Source organism: Lactobacillus amylolyticus DSM 11664 (assembly GCF_000178475.1).
GTDB classification, from domain to species: domain Bacteria; phylum Bacillota; class Bacilli; order Lactobacillales; family Lactobacillaceae; genus Lactobacillus; species Lactobacillus amylolyticus.
Map to the genome: position 1 here is coordinate 25,707 of NZ_ADNY01000010.1, position 20,847 is coordinate 46,553.

The 20,847-nt window shown below is 39.0% G+C and carries 23 protein-coding genes and 3 pseudogenes; 25 read left to right on the plus strand and 1 reads right to left on the minus strand.

The features are described 5' to 3' along the window. Positions 1 to 165 precede the first annotated feature (165 nt). From HMPREF0493_RS09315 to HMPREF0493_RS01035, 23 genes and pseudogenes are all read left to right on the plus strand, one after another. Positions 166 to 528 (plus strand): annotated as a pseudogene (locus HMPREF0493_RS09315) (alpha/beta hydrolase); the annotation flags it as partial. Continuing rightward, positions 461 to 712, plus strand: coding sequence for an alpha/beta hydrolase family protein (locus HMPREF0493_RS08010; protein WP_006351364.1), 252 nt, complete (start codon positions 461 to 463; stop codon positions 710 to 712). The pseudogene HMPREF0493_RS09315 and the gene HMPREF0493_RS08010, both read left to right, overlap by 68 nt. A gap of 280 nt (positions 713 to 992) precedes the next feature. After that, positions 993 to 1,397, plus strand: coding sequence for an ApeI family dehydratase (locus HMPREF0493_RS00935; protein WP_040456768.1), 405 nt, complete (start codon positions 993 to 995; stop codon positions 1,395 to 1,397). A 65-nt stretch (positions 1,398 to 1,462) separates the two neighbouring features. After that, positions 1,463 to 1,900 carry a MarR family winged helix-turn-helix transcriptional regulator gene (locus tag HMPREF0493_RS00940; RefSeq protein WP_006351366.1) on the plus strand — a complete coding sequence of 146 codons (438 nt, stop codon included), beginning with the start codon at positions 1,463 to 1,465 and terminating at the stop codon, positions 1,898 to 1,900. Between the two features lie 15 nt (positions 1,901 to 1,915). Next, positions 1,916 to 2,884, plus strand: coding sequence for a beta-ketoacyl-ACP synthase III (locus HMPREF0493_RS00945; protein ID WP_006351367.1), 969 nt, complete (start codon positions 1,916 to 1,918; stop codon positions 2,882 to 2,884). A gap of 15 nt (positions 2,885 to 2,899) precedes the next feature. After that, a complete protein-coding gene (locus HMPREF0493_RS00950) occupies positions 2,900 to 3,145 on the plus strand; it encodes an acyl carrier protein (RefSeq protein ID WP_006351368.1) in 246 nt (81 codons plus the stop codon). Beyond that, entirely contained in the window at positions 3,145 to 4,089 is a 945-nt protein-coding gene (locus HMPREF0493_RS00955) for an ACP S-malonyltransferase (protein ID WP_006351369.1), read from the plus strand. Before HMPREF0493_RS00950 ends, HMPREF0493_RS00955 begins: the two co-directional genes overlap by 1 nt. Then, positions 4,073 to 4,804 (plus strand): 3-oxoacyl-ACP reductase family protein, encoded by a 732-nt coding sequence (locus HMPREF0493_RS00960; RefSeq protein ID WP_006351370.1) that lies wholly within the window; start codon positions 4,073 to 4,075, stop codon positions 4,802 to 4,804. Before HMPREF0493_RS00955 ends, HMPREF0493_RS00960 begins: the two co-directional genes overlap by 17 nt. A gap of 9 nt (positions 4,805 to 4,813) precedes the next feature. After that, positions 4,814 to 6,049 (plus strand): beta-ketoacyl-ACP synthase II, encoded by a 1,236-nt coding sequence (fabF, locus tag HMPREF0493_RS00965; protein ID WP_040456772.1) that lies wholly within the window; start codon positions 4,814 to 4,816, stop codon positions 6,047 to 6,049. Next, entirely contained in the window at positions 6,049 to 6,504 is a 456-nt protein-coding gene (accB, locus tag HMPREF0493_RS00970; protein ID WP_006351372.1) for an acetyl-CoA carboxylase biotin carboxyl carrier protein, read from the plus strand. Before fabF ends, accB begins: the two co-directional genes overlap by 1 nt. Position 6,505: 1 nt before the next feature. Then, positions 6,506 to 6,934, plus strand: a complete 429-nt coding sequence (gene fabZ, locus HMPREF0493_RS00975; protein ID WP_006351373.1) for a 3-hydroxyacyl-ACP dehydratase FabZ — start codon at positions 6,506 to 6,508, stop codon at positions 6,932 to 6,934. An 8-nt stretch (positions 6,935 to 6,942) separates the two neighbouring features. Beyond that, complete coding sequence (gene accC, locus HMPREF0493_RS00980; protein WP_006351374.1) at positions 6,943 to 8,328, plus strand: acetyl-CoA carboxylase biotin carboxylase subunit; 1,386 nt, start codon at positions 6,943 to 6,945, stop codon at positions 8,326 to 8,328. Next, complete coding sequence (gene accD / locus HMPREF0493_RS00985; RefSeq protein ID WP_006351375.1) at positions 8,306 to 9,157, plus strand: acetyl-CoA carboxylase, carboxyltransferase subunit beta; 852 nt, start codon at positions 8,306 to 8,308, stop codon at positions 9,155 to 9,157. The genes accC and accD overlap by 23 nt, the downstream gene beginning before the upstream one ends. After that, the gene (gene accA / locus HMPREF0493_RS00990; protein WP_006351376.1) at positions 9,150 to 9,920 is read left to right on the plus strand and encodes an acetyl-CoA carboxylase carboxyltransferase subunit alpha; all 771 of its coding nucleotides are present in this window, start codon (positions 9,150 to 9,152) and stop codon (positions 9,918 to 9,920) included. Before accD ends, accA begins: the two co-directional genes overlap by 8 nt. Positions 9,921 to 9,928: 8 nt before the next feature. Continuing rightward, the gene (gene fabI, locus HMPREF0493_RS00995) at positions 9,929 to 10,687 is read left to right on the plus strand and encodes an enoyl-ACP reductase FabI (RefSeq protein WP_006351377.1); all 759 of its coding nucleotides are present in this window, start codon (positions 9,929 to 9,931) and stop codon (positions 10,685 to 10,687) included. Between the two features lies 1 nt (position 10,688). Then, entirely contained in the window at positions 10,689 to 11,396 is a 708-nt protein-coding gene (locus HMPREF0493_RS01000; protein WP_006351378.1) for a biotin--[acetyl-CoA-carboxylase] ligase, read from the plus strand. Between the two features lie 292 nt (positions 11,397 to 11,688). Then, entirely contained in the window at positions 11,689 to 13,461 is a 1,773-nt protein-coding gene (gene recQ / locus HMPREF0493_RS01005) for a DNA helicase RecQ (protein ID WP_006351379.1), read from the plus strand. 240 nt (positions 13,462 to 13,701) lie between these two features. Further along, positions 13,702 to 14,142 (plus strand): annotated as a pseudogene (locus HMPREF0493_RS01010) (HAD hydrolase family protein); the annotation flags it as partial. Positions 14,143 to 14,358: 216 nt separating this feature from the next. Further along, entirely contained in the window at positions 14,359 to 14,871 is a 513-nt protein-coding gene (locus tag HMPREF0493_RS01015) for a DUF7679 family protein (RefSeq protein ID WP_006351381.1), read from the plus strand. 298 nt (positions 14,872 to 15,169) lie between these two features. Beyond that, entirely contained in the window at positions 15,170 to 15,436 is a 267-nt protein-coding gene (locus HMPREF0493_RS01020; RefSeq protein ID WP_006351382.1) for a YSIRK-type signal peptide-containing protein, read from the plus strand. A gap of 8 nt (positions 15,437 to 15,444) precedes the next feature. After that, positions 15,445 to 15,846 carry a mucin-binding protein gene (locus tag HMPREF0493_RS01025; RefSeq protein WP_228117010.1) on the plus strand — a complete coding sequence of 134 codons (402 nt, stop codon included), beginning with the start codon at positions 15,445 to 15,447 and terminating at the stop codon, positions 15,844 to 15,846. 144 nt (positions 15,847 to 15,990) lie between these two features. Continuing rightward, positions 15,991 to 16,095 (plus strand): LPXTG cell wall anchor domain-containing protein, encoded by a 105-nt coding sequence (locus tag HMPREF0493_RS08910; protein WP_228117002.1) that lies wholly within the window; start codon positions 15,991 to 15,993, stop codon positions 16,093 to 16,095. A gap of 128 nt (positions 16,096 to 16,223) precedes the next feature. After that, positions 16,224 to 17,078 (plus strand): metallophosphoesterase family protein, encoded by an 855-nt coding sequence (locus HMPREF0493_RS01035; protein ID WP_040456781.1) that lies wholly within the window; start codon positions 16,224 to 16,226, stop codon positions 17,076 to 17,078. Between the two features lie 377 nt (positions 17,079 to 17,455). Here the strand turns inward: HMPREF0493_RS01035 and HMPREF0493_RS01040 are convergent, their stop codons facing one another. After that, positions 17,456 to 18,562, minus strand: a complete 1,107-nt coding sequence (locus HMPREF0493_RS01040; protein ID WP_006351386.1) for a glycosyltransferase — start codon at positions 18,560 to 18,562, stop codon at positions 17,456 to 17,458. Between the two features lie 353 nt (positions 18,563 to 18,915). On the opposite strand from HMPREF0493_RS01040, the pseudogene HMPREF0493_RS09235 reads away from it, so the two are divergent. Further along, positions 18,916 to 19,449: pseudogene (locus HMPREF0493_RS09235) on the plus strand (C40 family peptidase); the annotation flags it as partial. Positions 19,450 to 19,506: 57 nt separating this feature from the next. Beyond that, positions 19,507 to 20,559: a C39 family peptidase gene (locus HMPREF0493_RS01050; RefSeq protein WP_006351389.1), complete on the plus strand. Its 1,053-nt coding sequence runs from the start codon at positions 19,507 to 19,509 to the stop codon at positions 20,557 to 20,559. Positions 20,560 to 20,847 lie beyond the last annotated feature (288 nt).

Sequence of the window (20,847 nt, forward strand, 5' to 3'; positions counted from 1 at the left end):
TAACCCTGAAAAAACAGTAGAGATTTTGAATTATTTGAAAAAGCAGCAAGACCAGCGGCAAATTTTTTATCCAATTTACAGTAAGGAAGAAATTGCCGCTAATCCTGAAAAGGCAGATACGGGTTTATATTTCTTTAAAGGCAAAAAAGTGCACCTTTTACCGTTAATAATGCGGGCGGAGGCTTTTATTATGTAGCGGTAATGCATGATAGTTTTCCGCATGCGTTAGAATTAAGCAAACGTAGCTATAATGCTTTTGCTCTGATTTATCGTCCAGATGATCCTTATAATGACTTGGCGCGAGCATTAGCCTTTATTTATGATCATGCAGACGAATTAGAGATTTATCGCGATCATTACTCATTATGGGGTGGTTCAGCTGGTGCCAGAATGGCGGCAATGCTTGACGCTACGACGCTACACGGGAAGAGACAACATTCCTTAAGCCGACATTGTAATTATGGAATACACCGGATATATGCGCGTGGATCATTTCGATGCACCAACTTATGTTGCCGTTGGCGATAATGACTGGATTGCAAATTGGCAAACGATGAAGCAGCGCTTGTTTTATCTAGAAAAACTAGGCATTCCAACTGAATTTCATATTTATTCTGGTCTCAGTCACGGTTTCGGATTGGGAACCGATACGGTAGCTGAAGGCTGGATCAATGATGCGATTCGTTTTTGGCAAAACAATATGCAAAAATAGTAAAAAAAGTTCTGATGAACTAATCATCAGGACTTTTTTGTTGCTAGTTATTTTTAATATAGTTAATACCATCGGCTGCAGGAGCAACGGATTTATCAAAATAGTAGTCAAAAATTTTATTTTTATTTTTTAAAAGCTTACATTTACAGTTTAATAGGATTCAGCATTTTCTATACGAACCAGCAGCTTGTTGACAATTTAAAATTATGTAATATAATTTGTACAGCAAATAGTTAGATATTCAAACTATTTGCAATGCGAAATAAAAGAGGTGAAATCATTGGAACTAAATGCCGTAGAAATCAAACGGCTAACAGGGCGTAAATCGCCGTTAACTCTTCTGGATAGTGCGGAAATTGATGATGATTCATTAACTGGTCTTGCCAGTGTAACTATGAGTCAAAGCTTTTTTCAAGGACACTTTCCAGGAAATCCGGTTATGCCAGGGGTGCTAATTATTGAAACAATGGAGCAGACCTGCGAAGTAATGTTCAAACATAAGCATCCGGATCTAAAGTTAAGCCAAATTAAAAAAGCACGTTTTAGAGAAATGGTAAAACCCGGAGATCAATTAGAAATTAAAATTAATCGAATAGATAAAGATGAATTTTGTTTTAAGACAGAAGCATATCTTAAAGATAAGTTAGCTTGCAGTGCCGAGTTAACCTTTGCAGCAGTCAAATAAGCCAGTTTTGTTTTATAATTTAGTTTAGCTAAATATTCGAATATCTAATTAAAAGGAACTGGATTATGAAACGCTTATATAAAGAAATTAATGACGCACTTTACAACACTTATTACGGTATTAACCGGATCGAAGAAGAAGAATTAAAAAAGAGTCGCTTTAAGGATTTAACGGTTAAAGAAATGCATGCAATTGATGCAATTACCATGTATGATCATTTAACTGTTTCTCAAGTGGCTGAAAAGCTCCATTTGTCACGAGCAACAGTGACTTCAACAGTCGATCGATTAGTACGCAAAGGGTATGCGGAGAGAATTCGTGATAAAAAAGATCGTCGAGTAGTTCGTCTTGCTTTAACAGACAAAGGTCGCGTACTTTGTCGTGCTTATCATGCTTATCACAACATGATGGTGAAGAGCTTTTTGCAAAACATGAATGATGATGACTTGCAAACAATCTATCACGCATTTAAAAACTTAGAAGAATTCGTCAATTCACATTAGATTGGATTGAAAAACGTGGAAGATGTTGAATTCACAGCTGCTAGTTATGCCGTACCTGATCAAATAATTAGCAATGATCAGTTGACGCAGTTCATGGATACTTCTGATGAATGGATTAGCAAGCGAACCGGCATCAAAAGAAGACATGTCAGCAATACAGAAAATACATCTGATTTAGCATTGAAAGCCGCAGAAAAGACTCTTGCAAAAGCGAATGTTGCTGGTGAAGATTTGAATTTGATTATTGTAGCCACAATGTCACCGGATAATATGACGCCGAGCACGGCAGCTATCGTTCAAGGAAAATTAGGGGCAAAAAATGCAGTTGCCTTTGATATCTCAGCTGCTTGTTCCGGTTTTTCATATGGAATTGCGGTTGCACGCAGCATGATGCTAGCTAACGGCTGGCAAAATGCAATCGTGATTGGGGCAGAGGTATTGTCAAAATTGCTTGACTGGCATGATCGCAGCACAGCTGTTTTATTTGGCGATGGAGCAGGGGCAGTGCTTCTGACTCATAGTTCTGAGCAGCATTTGCTCGGTCAGGATTTGGAAACATTTGGCGATTTGGGTGACAAACTTGTTGCTGGGCATAGCGAAGTTGAACATGACTTTTTGAAAAACAAGCATCAGCTTTCGACTTTTACCATGGCTGGACGTGAAGTCTATCGTTTTGCTACACATCAAGTTCCCAGCTCGATCATTAAAGCTGCGGTTCAATCAAAAATTGATCTAGATGAGATTGATCACTTTTTGCTGCATCAGGCTAACAAGAGAATTATTGAACAAGTGGCACGCAAACTGCATCAGCCACTTGTAAAATTCCCAATTAATATTGCTGAATATGGTAATACAGCAGCGGCTAGCGAAGCAATTTTGCTAGCAGAATGTATTCAAAAGAAAATTATTAAGAAAAATGATGTTGTTGCTTTAAGCGGTTTTGGCGGAGGCCTAACCGTTGCAACGTTGATATTTAGATTTTAAAAAGAAGGTTAAATTATGACTAAAGAAGAAATTTTAAAAGATGTTCAAGATATTGCTCAAGATGAATTAGATGTTGAACCAGAAAAAATTACAATGGACACTAACATCAAAGAAGATTTAGATGCTGACAGCTTAGATTTGTTTGAAATTTTAAATGAACTTGAAGACAAATATGACATTGAATTGGATGCTGATGATTCAATTCAAACAATCAGTCAATTGGTTGACTTTGTACAAGCTCAAATGGAAAAGCAAAAATAATGAAGTTTGCAGTTCTATTTAGTGGTCAAGGTGCGCAAAAAGCTGGGATGGGTCTAGATTTACTAGCTGATTCGCTTTTTGCAGAGACTATTGATGAAGCAAGTAGTGCCAGTGGTCAAAATATCGTAGCTGATTTCAAAAGTGAAAATGATGAACTTAAAAAAACAGTTCACGTTCAGCCTGCCTTGGTATCCTTTGAAGCCGGCATTTATCGCATGCTCATGCGTGATCTTCCTGAATTGAATATTGCTGGCATGGTTGGGCTTTCACTTGGTGAATACGGTGCAATGTTTGCTAGCAGTGCACTTTCGCTTAAAGAGACGATCTCCCTTGTTAGTGATCGCGCAAAATACATGCAAATATACGCTGATCGAGTTGCTAGCGGAATGGCTGCTTTAATCAAACCAAATTGGTCAAAAGTCAAAGCAATCTTGTCTAAGCTGCAAGAAGATGGAGAGCAAGTTTATTTATCAAACTTTAACTCACCAAAGCAAGTGGTCATCGGTGGTGAAAAGAATGCCGTTGCTGCTGCAGTAAAAGAAATCAATGATCAAGTTGCAGCTAAACGGGCTTTACTCTTGCGCGTTAACGGTGCCTTCCATACTCCTTTGTTTAATGAAGCCAGCAAGAAGATGCATGATCGTTTAGCTAATGTAGACTTTGCCAAAAACAAGATTATGGTCATTTCAAATACTACGGCTAAGCCTTTTGATGGAAATTGGAAAGAAATCATGGAGAAGCAGCTAGCTGTTCCAACGCATTTTTGTGCTTGTCTGCAATATTTAATTGATCATGAGCACATCGATGCAACGTTGGAAATCGGACCAGGCAAGACGCTATCAAGTTTTGCTCACCAAATCGACCGCGACTTAGAAAGCTATCGCATTGGCAATTTAAAAGAATATCAAGAATTCGTTGAGGCAATACATGAAACTGAAAAATAAAGTAGTTTTGATTACCGGCTCTACTCGCGGAATTGGCAAAAGCATGGCGTTAGCCTTCGCAAAAAAGGGAGCAAAGGTAATTATCAATGGTCGCCATCCAGACCTTGACCCCGAATTTCAAGAAGCACTTTCTGATTTGTCCGCTGATTACCAATATTTATCCGCAGATTTAATGCAAAGCAATTTGAAAGATTTTGCAAAAACAGCTTGGGATTTATATGGCAAAATTGATATTTTGGTTAACAATGCTGGAATTAATCGCGACAAAATGCTGATTGGCATGCGTGATGATGATTTTGACCAAGTAATTGATCTTGACTTGCGCGTCCCATTTTTCTTGACTAAAGCAATTATCAAAAAAATGAATCGTGAGCGCAGCGGCTGCATTATCAATATGACAAGTATCGTTGGGATTCATGGCAATGCCGGGCAAGCAAATTATGCTGCAGCAAAAGCTGGATTGATCGGCTTTACAAAGGCAGCAGCGCGTGAAGCAGCCTTGCGTCATATTCGCGTTAATGCAATTGCACCAGGCATGATCGATACGGATATGACGGAAAAGCTGTCCGACCGTGTAAAAGAGAATATTTTGAAGCAGATACCATTAGCACGTCTGGGTCAAACCGACGAAATAGCTAAGACTGCTATTTTTTTGGCTCAAAATGACTATATTACTGGGCAAACCATTGTGGTTGACGGCGGAATGACGATATAGGAGAAAATGATGCAAAGAGTTGTTATTACAGGAATGGGAGCAATTGCTCCTAATGGAAACGGCTTAAAAAAATTTGTCAAAAATACTTTGGACGGCAAAGTTGGAATTAAGCTAATTTCAAAATTCGATGCAAAAGAAACCGGAATTACAGTAGCAGGTGAAATTGATGATTTTGATCCAGCTGATTTTGTTGGCAAAAAAGAAGCCAGAAGGATGGATCTTTACTCGCAATACGCAATTCAAACAGCAAGTGAAGCCGTTGAAATGGCCGGGATCGATTCTGACAATACTAAGCCTGAAGATTTAGGCGCAATTTTTGGTACAGGCATTGGTGGTTTAACGACGATTGAAAAACAAGTCATTCGGATGCATGACAAAGGTCCTAGACGAGTTTCGCCTTTCTTTATTCCGATGGCAATCGCTAATATGGCTGCCGGTAATATTTCGATTCGCTTTAATGCCAAAAATATTTCAACTTCAATTGTCACTGCTTGTGCATCAGGTACTAATTCTATCGGTGAAGCTTATAGACAAATTGCTGAAGGACGTGCCCAAGCAATGATCGCTGGCGGTTCTGAAGCAACTGTTAATGAAACTGCGATTTCTGGTTTTGCCGCTTTGACCGCTTTATCAAAAAATACTGATCCTGAACATGCCTCTTTGCCTTTTGACCAGGACAGAAACGGCTTTGTTTTAGGAGAAGGCAGTGGCGCAATGGTTCTTGAAAGTTTGGAACATGCGCAAGCACGCGATGCAAAAATATTAGGCGAAATTGTTGGTTACGGTACTACAAGCGATGCTTACCACATCACTTCCCCGGATCCAGATGGTGAAGGCGCCGCACGAGCAATGCAGATGGCAATTGATGAAGCGAAGATTAAGCCGGATCAAGTTGGCTATATCAATGCGCATGGTACTGCAACTCATGCTAATGACAGTAGTGAAAGCAAAGCGATTAACAAAGTTTTCGGTGATGACAGTTCAGTTCTGGTTTCATCAACCAAAGGCATGACAGGTCACTTGCTTGGTGCAGCCGGTGCAATCGAAGCCGTAATCACTGTAGCAAGTTTAAATGAGAATAAGTTTCCTGCAAATGTCGGCTGCTTTAAGCAGGATCCAGACTGCAAGATCAATTTGGTTAATAAAGAAAATCAAAATTTTGAGACCGAATATGCCATTTCAAACTCGTTTGGATTTGGTGGTCATAATGCTGTTTTGGCCTTTAAGAAGTGGAGTGAGAATTAATGGATTTACAAACAATTTCTAGCTTAATGAAGCAGTTTGAAGATTCTGAAATGCGAGAATTAAAAATTGACGATGGTGATTTCCACCTTTATTTAAGCAAAAACAAGCAGAATCATTCAGACAAGCAAGCTCCAATTTCAGTTCCAGTTCAAACTGCACAAGAAAATACAAAGGCAGTAGAAGAAGAGAGCAAAGAAGAGAAAACTGAAGATCAAGGCAAGGCTGTTAAGGCACCAATCGTTGGGATTGTTTACCTGCAGGCTAAGCCAGGTCAACCAGCATTGGTTCATGTTGGTGATCATGTTAAAAAAGGACAGACTGTCTGCATCATTGAAGCAATGAAGATGATGACTGAAATTAAAAGCAATTTAACAGGAACGGTTACTGCTATTAACGTCGAAAACGAAGATTTAGTCGAAGTTGATCAACCATTGATCACAGTAAAGGAAGATTAAGATGACGGAATTAAAGATTGACGAAATTCAAAAAATCATTCCCCATCGCTACCCGATGCTGCTGATCGATCGCGTCATTGATTTGGTTCCTGGCAAAAAAGCTGAAGCAATTCACTGCGTTTCATTCAGCGAAGCTTTTGTTCAAGCCAGTTCTGATACTGATCCAGTTTTCCCATCGCCATTAATTGTTGAAGCAATGGCCCAAACTGGTGCTGTAGCTTTGCTAAAAACGCCGGATTTTGCTGGCAAAACCGCCTATTTCGGTGGCATTCAAAAGGCGGTCTTCAAGGGCCAAGCTCGTCCAGGTGATCAATTGCTTTTAAAAACGGAATTAACCAAAATCAGACGCAACATTGGCGTTGGTCAAGGCGTGGCTTTAGTAAATAATCAAGTAATTGCAGAAGCAGAATTAACCTTCATGATTGGTTAGGTGATTGAATGTTTAATAAGGTTTTAGTTGCTAATCGTGGTGAAATTGCGGTTAGAATCATTCGTTCTTTAAAAGAAATGGGCATTAAGACTGTAGCGATTTATTCGACAGCTGACCGTGACAGTTTGCATGTGCAGCTTGCTGATGAAGCAGTATGTGTTGGTGGTCCGCAGCCTGCAGAGTCATATTTGAATATTAAAAATATTTTGGCTGCTGCTGTTGGTACTGGTGCACAGGCTATTCATCCCGGCTATGGCTTTCTTTCAGAAAGTGCAGAATTTGCGAAAATGTGCAGCGATTGTGGTCTTGCTTTTATCGGTCCTAAGGCTGAAACCATTGATCTGATGGGCAACAAGGAACATGCACGACAAATGATGATCAAGAATCATGTTCCTGTCACACCAGGCAGCACCGGTTTTATCAATTCAGCTGAGGAAGCAAAGCAAATTGCTGCTAAAATCGGCTATCCTGTTTTGCTTAAGGCCGCAGCTGGTGGTGGCGGAAAAGGAATTCGTCAAGTTGCTAAACCTGAAGAAATGGCTACAGCTTTAGCCTCTGCCCAAAGTGAGGCTAAGACTGACTTTGGCGACGATAGAATGTATCTTGAAAAAGTTATGCAAAATGTAAAGCATATTGAGGTGCAGATTTTTAGGGACTCATTCGGCAACACCGTTTATTTCCCTGAACGTGATTGTTCATTGCAAAGAAATAAGCAAAAAGTGCTGGAAGAAAGTCCATGTGATTTAATTACCGATCAAGAACGAAGCAAGTTAGGAAAGATCGCCGTTCAAGCCGCAGAAGCTGCTGACTATGTCAACACAGGGACGATTGAATTCTTGATGGATCAAGATCATAATTTCTACTTTATGGAAATGAATACCAGAATTCAGGTTGAACACACTATAACTGAAATGGTTACTGGTGTTGATTTGGTCAAGGCACAAATCAAGGTAGCCGCTGGTGAAAAGCTGCCATTCAGTCAAACTGATTTAAAGGCAAAGGGACACGCAATTGAATGCCGAATCAACGCTGAAAATCCAGCTAATGATTTCATGCCATCAGTAGGCCGCGTTGACTATCTTTACTTGCCAGTTGGCAACCCAGGGATGAGAATTGATTCAGCTTTGTATCAAGGTGAAGTAATTTCACCATTTTATGACTCAATGATCGCGAAAGTTGTTGCTTTTGGAAAAACTCGCAGCGAAGCAATCGCCAAAATGCGCCGTTTATTAAAAGAAATGGTAATTCGCGGTATCAATACCAACCAAGAATTTCACTTAGCAATTCTTGCAGATCCTGGTTTTGTAAAAGGTGAATTCACTAATACATACTTAGAGCAAAAATTCTTGCCGCAATGGAAGGAGCACTTGCATGGTCAAGCTATTTCAGCATAAGAATACTTTGACTGAAAAGCACGTCAAAGCAAACAAGAGCGCAGATGACCGGGTTCCCGATGGCTTAATTAAAAAATGTCCGAAGTGTGGTCATGAAATATTTGCCAACCAATTAGATCAATATGCAACATGCCCCGAATGTGATTATGGTTTTCGAATTTCCGCAAAAAAACGAAGCAAGTGGCTGCTTGATGACTTTGAGGAATGGGATAGTGAAATTTCTCCATCTGATCCATTGCATTTTCCAAATTATGATCAAAAAATTGCTAAAGCTAAAAAAGCTAGCGGTTTAAATGAAGCCGTAATGACTGGTTTAGCAACAATCCAAGGTCAGCAATTTGCGCTAGGCATCATGGATCCAACTTTCATTATGGGTTCACTCGGACAAATGACCGGTGAAAAATTAAGTCGATTGTTTGAAAAAGCAACGGAGAAAAAATTGCCGGTTGTCCTTTTCACAGCTTCAGGTGGTGCGCGCATGCAAGAAGGGATTCTTTCTTTAATGCAGATGGCAAAAGTTACAAATGCAGTAGCTAAGCATTCTCAAGCCGGACTTTTGTATATAGTGGTTTTAACTGATCCAACTACTGGCGGGGTCACGGCCAGTTTTGCTAATGAGGGCGACATTATTTTAGCCGAACCACATGCGATGGTTGGATTTGCTGGTCGACGCGTGATTGAGCAAACGATTCATGAAAAATTGGCAGCTGACATGCAAGATGCTGAAAATGTGTTAAAGCACGGCTTCATTGATCATATTGTTAAACGTCAGGATGAAAAGAAAACTTTAGCTTGGCTACTTCAGTTTGGTGGTGAAAATAATGACTGAGACAGCAATGGATATTGTAAAAGCAGCTAGAGATGAGAAACATATTTCTGGTCACGAAATTCGGCAGCGCTTGTTTCCCGACTTTTTTGAACTGCATGGGGATCGCTTGAGTGGCGATGATCCGGCAATTGTAAGTGGGCTAGCTACTTTTCATGGTCAAACTGTAACTGTAATTACAACTAGTCGTGGTCACAGCTTAAACGAAAGAATACAAAAACATTTTGGCCAACCTGAACCTACCGGCTATCGCAAGGCTTGTCGTTTGGTAAAAAACGCGGCCAAATTTCATCGTCCAGTTATTTTGTTCGTTGATACGGCCGGCGCCTATCCAGGAAAAAGTGCTGAGGAAAATGGTCAGGGACAAGCAATTGCCCAAAACCTGCTGCAAATTGGCCAAGCTAAAACGCCAATTATTACCATCATGTATGGTGAAGGCGGTTCTGGCGGAGCCTTGGCATTGGCTTGCGGCGATGAGGTTTGGATGATGAAAAACAGTATTTATTCTGTTTTGTCACCAGAAGGTTTTGCTTCGATTTTATGGAAAGATGCTAAAAAAGCAGTTCAAGCAGCAGACGTAATGAAATTGACGCCGCAGGATTTGCTCAAATTTAAGGTAATTGAAGGAATCATTGATGAACCTGAAGATCATCAGCAAGTATGCGATGAAATTGATGATGTGCTGCAAAAAGAATTGAAAAAGCTGCAGAGCCTATCGGATACGGAACTGTTGGCAAGACGCTACGAGAGATACAGAAAGTTTTAGGTGAAAAAATGAGCGGTATTTTAGACGGAAAAAAGATCCTTGTCATGGGAGTTGCAAATAATCGTTCCATTGCTTGGGGATGTGCGCAAGCGATGGCAAAACAGGGTGCGGAAGTCATTTATACTTACCAAAATGAAAGACTTAAGAAATTTATTTCTAAACTGGTGACTGATGAAGATCGGTTAATCGAATGTGATGTTTCCAGTGATGACAGTCTTGAAGCTGCCTTTGGCGAAGTTGCAAAGCGTTTTGGCAAAATTGATGGTATTGTCCATGCGATTGCTTTTGCTAAAAAAGAAGAATTAGGCGGTTCAATTCTCAATTCAACCCGGGATGGCTTCAGTCAAGCGCTTGACGTATCAGCTTATTCACTGCTTGCTGTGGCTAAAGAAGGGGTCAAGATTTTGAATAATCCTTCCAGTATTGTCACTTTGACATACATGGGCAGTGATCGAGCATTGCCAAACTACAACACAATGGGTATTGCAAAAGCCGCACTTGAATCAGCTATGCGTTATTTAGCCCGTGATTTGGGTGAAAAAGGCATCCGCGTTAATGCGATTTCGGCTGGGGCAATGAGAACGCTCGCCGTATCTGGTATAAAAGGTCATGCTGACTTGCTTAAAATTTCTCAGAGCGAAACAGTTGATGGCGTCAATGTCACTAAAGAAGAGGTGGGCAACACTTGTGCCTTCTTAATGAGTGATTTGGCTACCGGCTTGACTGGTGATGTAATTTTCGTTGATAAAGGCGTTCACTTAAGATAAAATGCAAGTTTTTCATTTTGAGCAGGTATCTTCAACTCAGGATTTAGCGAAAGAATATCTTAAGAATAATCCGAATGGAATTGCTGCTGCCTTTGTCGCAGACAGTCAGACTAATGGTTATGGCAAACAAGGAAGAGATTTCTATTCTCCTGCCAAAACTGGCATGTACTTTAGTATTGCATTGCCAAAATTTGACCTTGATTCTGCTAAGGCAGGACTGATGACGCCTTTTATTGCCGTAAAAATTGTTGAAGTCTTGCAAAAACTTTTCCCCAATAAATCATTCAAATTAAAATGGGTGAATGACATCTATCTGAATCAGCGCAAGATCGCGGGCATTTTAGTTGAAAAAGTTGCCGTTGGCTTAGTGGTTGGCTTCGGCATCAACCTTACCACTACAAAATTTCCAAAGGCTATTGCAAAAAAGGCTGGCAGCATTGACCAAAGTTTTGACCGTGAAAAACTTGAGCAGTTTTTAATTAAAAATGTCTTGTTTGCAGTTCAGAACTATGATCAAATTGATTTTTTGGATGAGTATCGCAAATTGTCTTGCGTAATTGGGCGTCAGGTCAGCCTGCATCAAGGGCAAAAAAGATATGCAGGTCTCGTTGTAAACATAGATGACCAAGGTTGCCTGCTTGTAGATATTCAACATCGGCTGCTCCATTTTTCCAGCGGCGAAATCGATAAGGTAGATTTAGAAAAATAAGTGTTTTTAATTGCCATTCACATCTAAACTTGGTATCTTATCTGTAAGAACAAATAATCGTTAAAAAAGCAGCAATTGTTCAGCAATGAAACAAAAATGCTGCAAATAATCAAAAATGAAAGCGCACTAAATACTATTAGTGCGCTATTTTTATGAAATCGACATTGCGAAACATTAGAAGAATCCTATAATACCGGGCTTTATCGTCAATTCATAATTTAATCCACACATATTGTTCGAAAAGAGCGTCCGCTCTTGAAAAATGCTTTTAAAATAGTTGATAATAATTAGTATGAATGCACAACGAATTTTACGAAATGTCTTCGGCTACAAAGTTTTTCGCTCTGGACAGGAAAAAGTCATCAATTTAGTTTTACAACGTCAAAATGTCCTTGCCGTGATGCCTACAGGTGCAGGCAAATCACTGTGCTATCAGATACCAGCACTTTTAAATTCCGGAGTCACTTTGGTTATTTCACCGTTGATCTCTTTAATGAAAGATCAAATCGATTCTCTTCACCAAAACGGGATTGAGGCTGCGGCTTTGAATTCAGCCACTCCACAAGAAGAAGTTAATCCGATTTTGCGCCAGGCGTATGAGGGTAAAATCAAACTTCTTTATATGACGCCTGAACGCTTAGCTATGGATTATTTTCGCTATCAACTCAATTTTATCGATGTGTCCTTGGTAGCTGTTGATGAAGCACACTGTATCTCACAATGGGGTCATGATTTTCGCCCCGCTTATCGGCAAATCTTGGATGGCATCAATTCATTAAAATCTAAGCCCAATATTTTGGCTTTGACTGCAACCGCTACGCCGGCTGTTCAAGATGATATTGCCAAGCAATTGAATATTAAAAAAGAAAACTACGTTGTTACTTCTTTCGTAAGACCGAATTTAAGTTTTCAGGTTGTCAATTCATCCAAAGATAATAATCTTTATATTTATGATTATATTAAGGCTCACGTCAATCAGGCAGGAATTGTTTACACCAATACCCGTAAACGCGTTGGAGAAATAACTGCCTACTTGCAGAGAAAAGGTATTTCCGCAGCTTCTTATCATGGCGGTATGGCTACTGAAGATCGCGACTGCATTCAAGATGATTTTCAATTTGATCGTTTACAGGTAATCGTCGCTACTAATGCTTTTGGCATGGGGATAGATAAAAGCAATGTTCGTTTTGTTATCCATGCAAATAGTGCTCGCAACATTGAAAGCTACTATCAAGAAGCAGGACGGGCCGGTCGTGATGGCGATCCCTGCAGTGCGATTTTGCTATATCATCCTGGGGATCTGGCTACTTATCGCTGGTTCATTGATCAATCCGATGCAAATGATGACTATAAAAAGGTTCAGTACCGCAAATTAGCCGCAATCACGCAATATGCAAATACTTCTGAATGCTTGCAGCAATTCATTGTGCGTTATTTTGGCCAAGATTGTGCACCATGCGGTAAATGTTCCAACTGTACGGACAAAAGGAAATTGGTTGATGTAACCAAAGAAGCGCGTGAAATTATCGGCACGGTTTATGAACTTGATGGGCGTTTTGGCAAAAACATCATAGCGCAGGCAGTAACGGGTTCTAAAAGTCAAAAGATGAAACAGATACAGGCTGAAAAATTGCAGTATTTTGGCAGTTTGAAGATGAGGCAAAATGAGGCCTTAAGTCTGATCAATTATTTGATTGCCAATGGCTTCCTGGAAGTAGAGGGGGATCAATACCCATTAGTACATGTAACCAATCCGGGATGGGACGTGCTTGATGGTAAGCGTCAGGTTTTCCGTAAAGGTGAAATTAGACCGATTGCTGCCAAAGGAGAGGCTGAATCCAGTTTATACAAATTGCTGAAGGCAAAACGATTGGAATTGGCACAAAAACAGCATGTTCCAGCCTTCATGATTTTTTCTGATCATAGTTTACATGATATGACTACTAAAAATCCACAGACAGAAAGCCAGTTTTTGGAAGTCAGTGGTGTAGGGCAGGCCAAGATGAAAAAATATGGCAAGATTATGCTAGAAACGATTAAAGCTTACAACGATAAACAAAGATAAAAGAAACCCGAATAAATCGGGTTTTTTTTAGCCCAGATAATATTTTTTATATTCATTTCGACACTGAGTTGGTGTTTTATGTTTCCAGTTCTTAAAGTTGCGATTTAATACGCGTGAACTGGGAAATCCCACTTCATTGGCGATATATTCAATTGGTTTAATAAAAGCTGCCGGGCATGCAATAGACGAGTGAGCTTCAGGTAAGCGCCCAAGGGCATTTGATTGCTTTGTTTAAGCTGATTGTTAAGCGTAACTTGGGAAACGCCAAATGGGACCTTGCTTAACTCTGCAAGCAAAATTTTACCTTCTACTAAAAAGGCAGTTAAAAAAGCACTGGATAACGGCGTTAAAGTTGTTATTTGTTCCGGTCGGCCGCTGGCTGGCCTTCGTCCATATATGGATGAATTGGGAATAAAGGGCAAAGATCAATATGCAGTTACTCTTAATGGAGCTATTGTCAGAAATGCGGATGACGAAATTTTGCCCAAAGACTTAGTCTCGAATCGAGATTATCGTCGGTTGACCGCCTTTGCTAAAGAAAATCATGTGCCATTCAATGTCGTGGATTCTGATTCAAAAATTATTACGGCTGATCATGATGTTGACTTTATGGAATTAGTGCAGTCTTGGGAGAATAAAGCTGGAATGCTGATTCGTCAGCCGGATGAGATGCCAGATGATTGAGATCAAACGAGACCGTGATCACTTATTCAAAGGCGGATACTAATCCATGATCTGATCAAGAACCAGCTAAATCCAAAATGTCAGTGCACTGGCTCTTGATGACAATAACAGTGGCGGCAGTCACAAATAATTTACTGTTTTTTCTTGCCTTAATAAATAGGACTTATTAAAATTAAGGGTAAGAACAGCGTTTTCAAAACAGGCATTCATCGAATGTCTGCTTTTGTTTTATCGAGGAACATCGTGGGAAAAAATAAGACATACATCTGGGCATTAATTGAATTTACTAATGGCAATAAGGAATGGTACTGCATCAGTCGCGTTCTGCGTCAAAGCATTCTGATCGAGCGTGAACATAATCGTTACTGGAAGAAAAAGATGATCGGCAATTATATTACCGTTTCTACTACCGAATACGTGATGAATCGGACTCATCTAACAATTGGCAAAATTACCAAAATGAGTGTCTCACATCATGGCACGCACAAGTGGAATTGGACCCGCAACCAGTTTGTAACGCCGGAACATCTGCTTGATTTTAGGGATGCATACAACTATCTGAAGCATGATTATAGCTGGTACAATCGTTTTTCCATTTGGATTGCACTCAACTACTGGCATAATGAGCTGCTGCAAAAGCGGATTAAACAGATGAAAAAGCAAATTGGCCGCAGCCGGTGGCAGATAAATGAGCTAAAAAGAAGGGCAAAAAAGAGAATGTATTAGTAAATATTATCTATTTATATATGTCTAAAAGAGGAGGTCGTATATAAACTCTCCTCTTTTTTGCGTGAAAATTGTGTGAAAATATGGTATCATTTTGTTATTTTAAAAATTTTTGCCAGAGCTTTTATAATACAAAGCCTTGATATGCTTGCCCTAAATCAAGCCTTAAGCAAGTGCCTAAAAAATAATTAATAACATGAGGTTATTTTATTTTGAAAAAAAGTGTTATATTAGACGTGAAGAGAAAATGATAGAGTATTTCAAGAGAGTATACGAGATAGAATCGAGATAAGTGATTATGTTATCAAAGAAGAATCCACAATTAAAGTTAAATCAAGAAGCGGAACGTCGTTCACGTTTTAGCATTAGAAAGTTAAGCATTGGCGCTGCTTCAGTAATGATTGGCTGTTTTCTTTATTTAGGTGGCAACAGTGCAGTTGCTTCAGCTGATGAAGCTCCTGCTGACCAAGGAGACTTGAGTGCAATTACAACTAAGCCTTATGCTGTTTTATTTCAAGTTTTCCAGAAAACACTACCAGCAAAAATCAAAACAAAGAAGCCATAACGCGGACTATTCACTACAATGTTCCAGAAGGCGAGAACTCAATTAGTGATCAAGTTCAAAGTGCAACATTTGTTCAGGATGTAACGACCGACTTGATGACTGGTAAAGTTACAACAGGTGAGTGGCAACCAGCTTCCTTTGATGCAATCGACCTTACTCAAATTCCAGATTGGACCTCATTAGTTGATGGTAAAGAAACCAAGCAACTTCCAGCCGTTGACTTAAAGTATGGTGATAAGAGCATCACCGTTGAGGTAACTTTCACTAAGACTGAAAATAAGGAAGCAACTAGAACCATTCATTACCAAGTTACTGAAGGACAAGCTGCTAAGGATGATACGGTTCAAACAGTTGCCTTCCAAAGAACGGTTTCAACTGATGAAAATGGTAAGACTAATTACGGTGCTTGAACTCCAGCCCAACCAAAGACTGCTAAGACAATTGCTCCAGTCAGCCAAAAGACTAATAAGGAAAACAAGCGAGAATCTGCTAAATTAGTCAAGACTGCTGCTAAGAACTCAACTGATAAGGCTAATAAGTTAGAAAAACAAGCTTTGCCACAAACTGGTGAAAAGAAATCCGAATTTGGTTTGATTGGTCTTGCACTTGTATCAGCTGCCGCTTTAATTGTATTGGCTGTAGATCGTGAACGCAACTAATATTCATAACTGAAAGCAAAAGAGGTACTTCAAATGAAGCATCTCTTTTTATCATTTATATTTAATATTGATATTTACTTTTAATGAATTATCACCTAAACTATAAAAAGAGAAAGGAGCATCCTCTCATGACAAAATATTTCCAACAAACTCTAAAAAGCGATTCCGATGCTTCAGAATATATTTTTATTTCTGATATTCATGGCAACCTTGAAACATTGTCTTTGATCGATCAGGCTTTGGCTGATCACCCGGAGGCTCAGCTAGTAACTGGTGGTGATTATGTCGATGGGCGTGATCATATTAAAGATGTTTTAGAATATTTAATGAAGAAAAAAGAACAAGGTGCCATTATTATCAAAGGTAATCATGAACAGATGCTCCTCAATTTTGCCAATCACGAAGAACATCAAGACGGCATTTGGTTTTACAATGGTGGTAAAGAAACGCTGAAACAGCTTTTTGGCAAAGTAGCCAGTCCTGAAGAAATTCAAAACAGCAAATACTATGAATTTCTTTCTTCCTTGCCTATGATGTATGAAACGCCAAATTATATCTTCGTTCATGCCGGCGTGCGTTCAGACGAACACTACGATGATCCATCAGCCTATGCTCACGTGCTTGATGTCCGCCACCATCATTATACTTATGATTTTTATCGGATTTGGGCTCGGCAAAATTACTGGTATTCAGATCAAGAGCAGAAGATTTTTGCGCATAATCAAACTGGCAAGACGATCGTGACAGGCCATACGCCCACGGCCAGAATCAGTGGTCAATATGATAATGGGAAAACGATCAACAGCTCAGCTTTGAATCCGGTCAAAGAGATAAAATATGATAATGAACCAGGTCGAATTTTCACTGATGGTGGTTCACACTCAGATCCCAAGCTGTACCCACACAATGACGGCAATGTAGTTGTATTGGACCAAGCGGGAAAAATTAAACAGGTTTATAATTACGAAAATACTTTAAAGTAAATTAAAAGGCACCTAACTTAAGTGAAGTTAAGTGCCTTTTTTTATAAGGAAAAATAAAAAGTATAGAATAAAATTTAAGAATGTAAGAATAAATGTTAAAAAATAAGAGTAATAGAATGTTATAGAAATTGTATATAGAGTATATAGAATATAGAGTATAAATGTTTTGAAATAAGAATGTAGAGAATTTTAGTTCTTCTTAGCTGGAACTTTTACTAACTTTGCCTCCTTTGAAGTCTTCATTAACAATACGCTGATACCAATGATCGCAGGTAATCCGATTAAAAGTAAACCCATGTAAATCATCCTTTCTTTTTGGATTGTCTATAGATTAGCCCCTAATTGTGAACTTTTTGTGTCTATTTTCTAAGCATCTGTTAAACATTTTTAGCGATTTTTTTAAGACAGCGGATTTCTTTTTGCGTTGAGGCCTTAACTGTCAACGTTTTAGCATAGTTGCGGTAGTCGCTGCGCATTTGTTTAAGTTCTGCTGGATGTTCATACCAGTAATTGATTTTCTTTGCTAAGGCTTGATCGTCGTCAAAAGGGAAAAGATTATCTTTGCCTAAAGCATAATCAGCCGTGGCGGAGAGCTTACTGTCAGCAATTACCGGAACACAACCAGCTGCAAAGGCCTCCATGCATGCCATGCCTTCAACTTCAACGTCAGCACAGTGAACAACTAGATCACAATTAGTTAGAGTTTGGCGCAGCTTTTCTGGTGTGAAAAATCTTAGTTCTGTTGCGCAAGAGAGCTTAGCTGCGAGTTTCTCATATTCTTGTTGCAGTGGCCCTTTTCCCGCGAAAATCACTCTTAATTCATTAGCATGTTTACAGTGTTGCAAAGCTTTGAATAAAGTGGCTTGATGCTTTTCTTCAGAATAGCGTCCAATACAAATAATAGTAAAAGGATTACCGATTTTTTCCTTGTGCGGATTATTGATAAAAGCTTCACTGATCCCGTTGGAAATGACTTGCAGCGGTTGTTTAAAATGATACTGCTCCATTAAGTTTCTCAGCTTTTTGCTAGGACAAAAAATCATTTGACAATTTCTATAAGAGACATATTTGAAAAAATACATAAAGAAGGAATTGAAGAAACGATAATTTAAGTGCAGTGGTTCTGTTATATTTCCTGGGAAAATATGCAAGGTGCCTGCTACTGGCTTGCCATGCCTTTTAGCTAAGGCTGCTGCTCGCCAGGAAAGAGGGAAGGGCGTCTCAATTAGCACAAGATCTGCCCATGAAATCGCCTTTAGCAGAACTTTCTTTTGTGGCCGAGCCATATGGAAACTTTCTTTTGCAATGATTTTTCTAAAAAAGGGCACAATTAGTTCTTTAACAGGATAATCTGCTTTTGAGTTGGTCGAAACGATGCGAACTTCATGTCCCATTTGTTGAAATTCACTGACAAAACGTTGGGTCGAAATGCAAAGACCATTGCTTTGATTAAAATAATCATCAATAACGACTAGTATTTTCATAGGTGCAACCTTTTATAAATAATGTTCTATACTCTCAACTTGATAATGGATCAATTTAGCTGTAAGCTAGGGGCAGGCCATATAATACTTGGAGGAGTATAGAATGTTTAAAAACTAATATTGCAGTTGTTTTAGCAACTGCTGTTTTGAGTACGACTTTTTTAACAGCTAAAGTCAATGCGGATACAGTTTCATCTGAACCATCATCTGCTATTTCAAATAATACCAGTAATGATAGTCAAAATGAAACTAAACAAGTTGAAAATATTAACTATTTTAAGTCTAATCCTAGAATCATTGAAATAAAGAAGAGTACCAATTTGTATCGTGATACTGCTTTAACGCAAAAGGCAGCTACAGGCGATGTTAATGAAAAGACTTGGCTTAAATTAGGCTTTTCTAAAAAATCATGGTTTGGCATCGATTCATATGTAGCACCTTTGGGAGCTCAAGCTTGGCAAGGTCGAAGCGCTCATATCAATGCCATGATCAACTAAGCATATAAATATATGGGTAAACCATGGCTTGCAGGTTGTTCTTCTAGCCCTAACTACGGTGTTGATTGTTCCGGCCTTGTCATGCAAGAATTATATGCAGGTGGAATTAGTTTGATCCCAACAATCTCAATTGGACATGCTCATCCAGGCAATGAATGGAATTCACGCAACTTATGGGCAGACAGACATTTAAAGAGAGTTCCATATTCCGCTCCTAGCCGCGGTGATTTGGTATTTTACTACCAACCAGGTACCAACACAATTTGGCACATTGCAATTTTAATCAGCAGAAACCGTGTAATTGAAAGTTGGCCACCACGTGTAATGGTTCAACCAATCGTTAATGGACAACGAAATATCATTACAGGTATTAAAAGGCCATTTATTTAAGGCATAATAAAAGTACGTTTGTTAGAACATACTTTTTTATTTTGAGAGATAAAAACAATGATCAAAAACAAATTTAAATATTTAATTGCAAGTGCAGCATTAATGGCAGCATTTTTATCAGCACCATTAGCTCATGCTGACGAAACAAGCAGTAATTCAAGTAGCAGCCAAAACCAATCAAGCGCGGTTGCTAACAGTAGTTCAAGCAGCAGTACGAGTACTGATCAAAACAATAGTGAAGCGGACAAGCAATCAAGCTCATCTTCTTCAAGCAGCAATACAAGTACGAGCAGTAGTTCAACTAGTTCTAGTTCTTCGAAGCAATCATCAACTGCGACAACTGCCAAGAAAAAGACTAAAACTACCAAGACTACTACTAAAGTTTGGAAAACCATTAATGGTAAAAAATATTATCTAGTTAATGGTAAAAAGACTACGGGTTATAAAAAGATTGGTAACTACTGGTATGTCTTCATCAAGAAGGGCGTTGTTTTAACCGGCGTTAGAAAGATTCCAAATAAATCGACTTACGGTTACTTCAACGCAGCTGGTCACAGACAATTTAAAAATACTAAAACCAGCAAAGCCTACTACTGGATCAATAAATCTGGTACCATTACCGGCATTAAAAACTATGCTAAAGTAATTTCACAATTGCCAGAAATGCCGACCGGATGTGAAATTACTGCAGTGACAATGATGATCAACTTTGCCGGAGTTAAAGTTACCAAGCAGCAAGCTGCCAAAGTAATGCATTACAGCAGCAATCCTAATAAAGGATTCATCGGTTCACCTTATAAAAAATGGCCAGGTGGCTATTGGGTAGCACAAAACGGAATTAAGTCAGTGGTTAAGCACTACTTAGGTACGAGCCAAGTAATGACGGGAGCAAGCATGACTTCAATTAAAAAGAAATTGTTGCGGTCACACTGCGTTGTTATGTGGGTAGGAATGTTCGATGGAATTTCCAACCATGCTATTACTTTAACTGGCTACCATAATGGCTTGATTTACTTTATGGATCCTTGGACAGGTACCAAGCGCAGCATCAAAGAATCGACATTAAAAGTTCACTGGGCATTAGATGCTCACCGAGCATTAAGCTATTAAAATTAAAAGAGCGAGGCTAAAAGCTTCGTTCTTTTTTTACTGTTTTTTGCTAGTGTTATAATTGCATTATAACACTAGGCAATGATGACAAGAATGGCTTTAAATCAGCACTTTAAAGCAACTAAAAAATCAGCTAATGTTATAATAAAATATAAGGACATAATAACATCACACTATTTTTAGCGAATCTTAGGAGATGAATGCTTTTTGAAACAAAACGTAAAACCAATAATAATAGAGAGTAAAAAGAGTTTAAATTTATTGTTTAACATTTGAGGTCCTTTCATT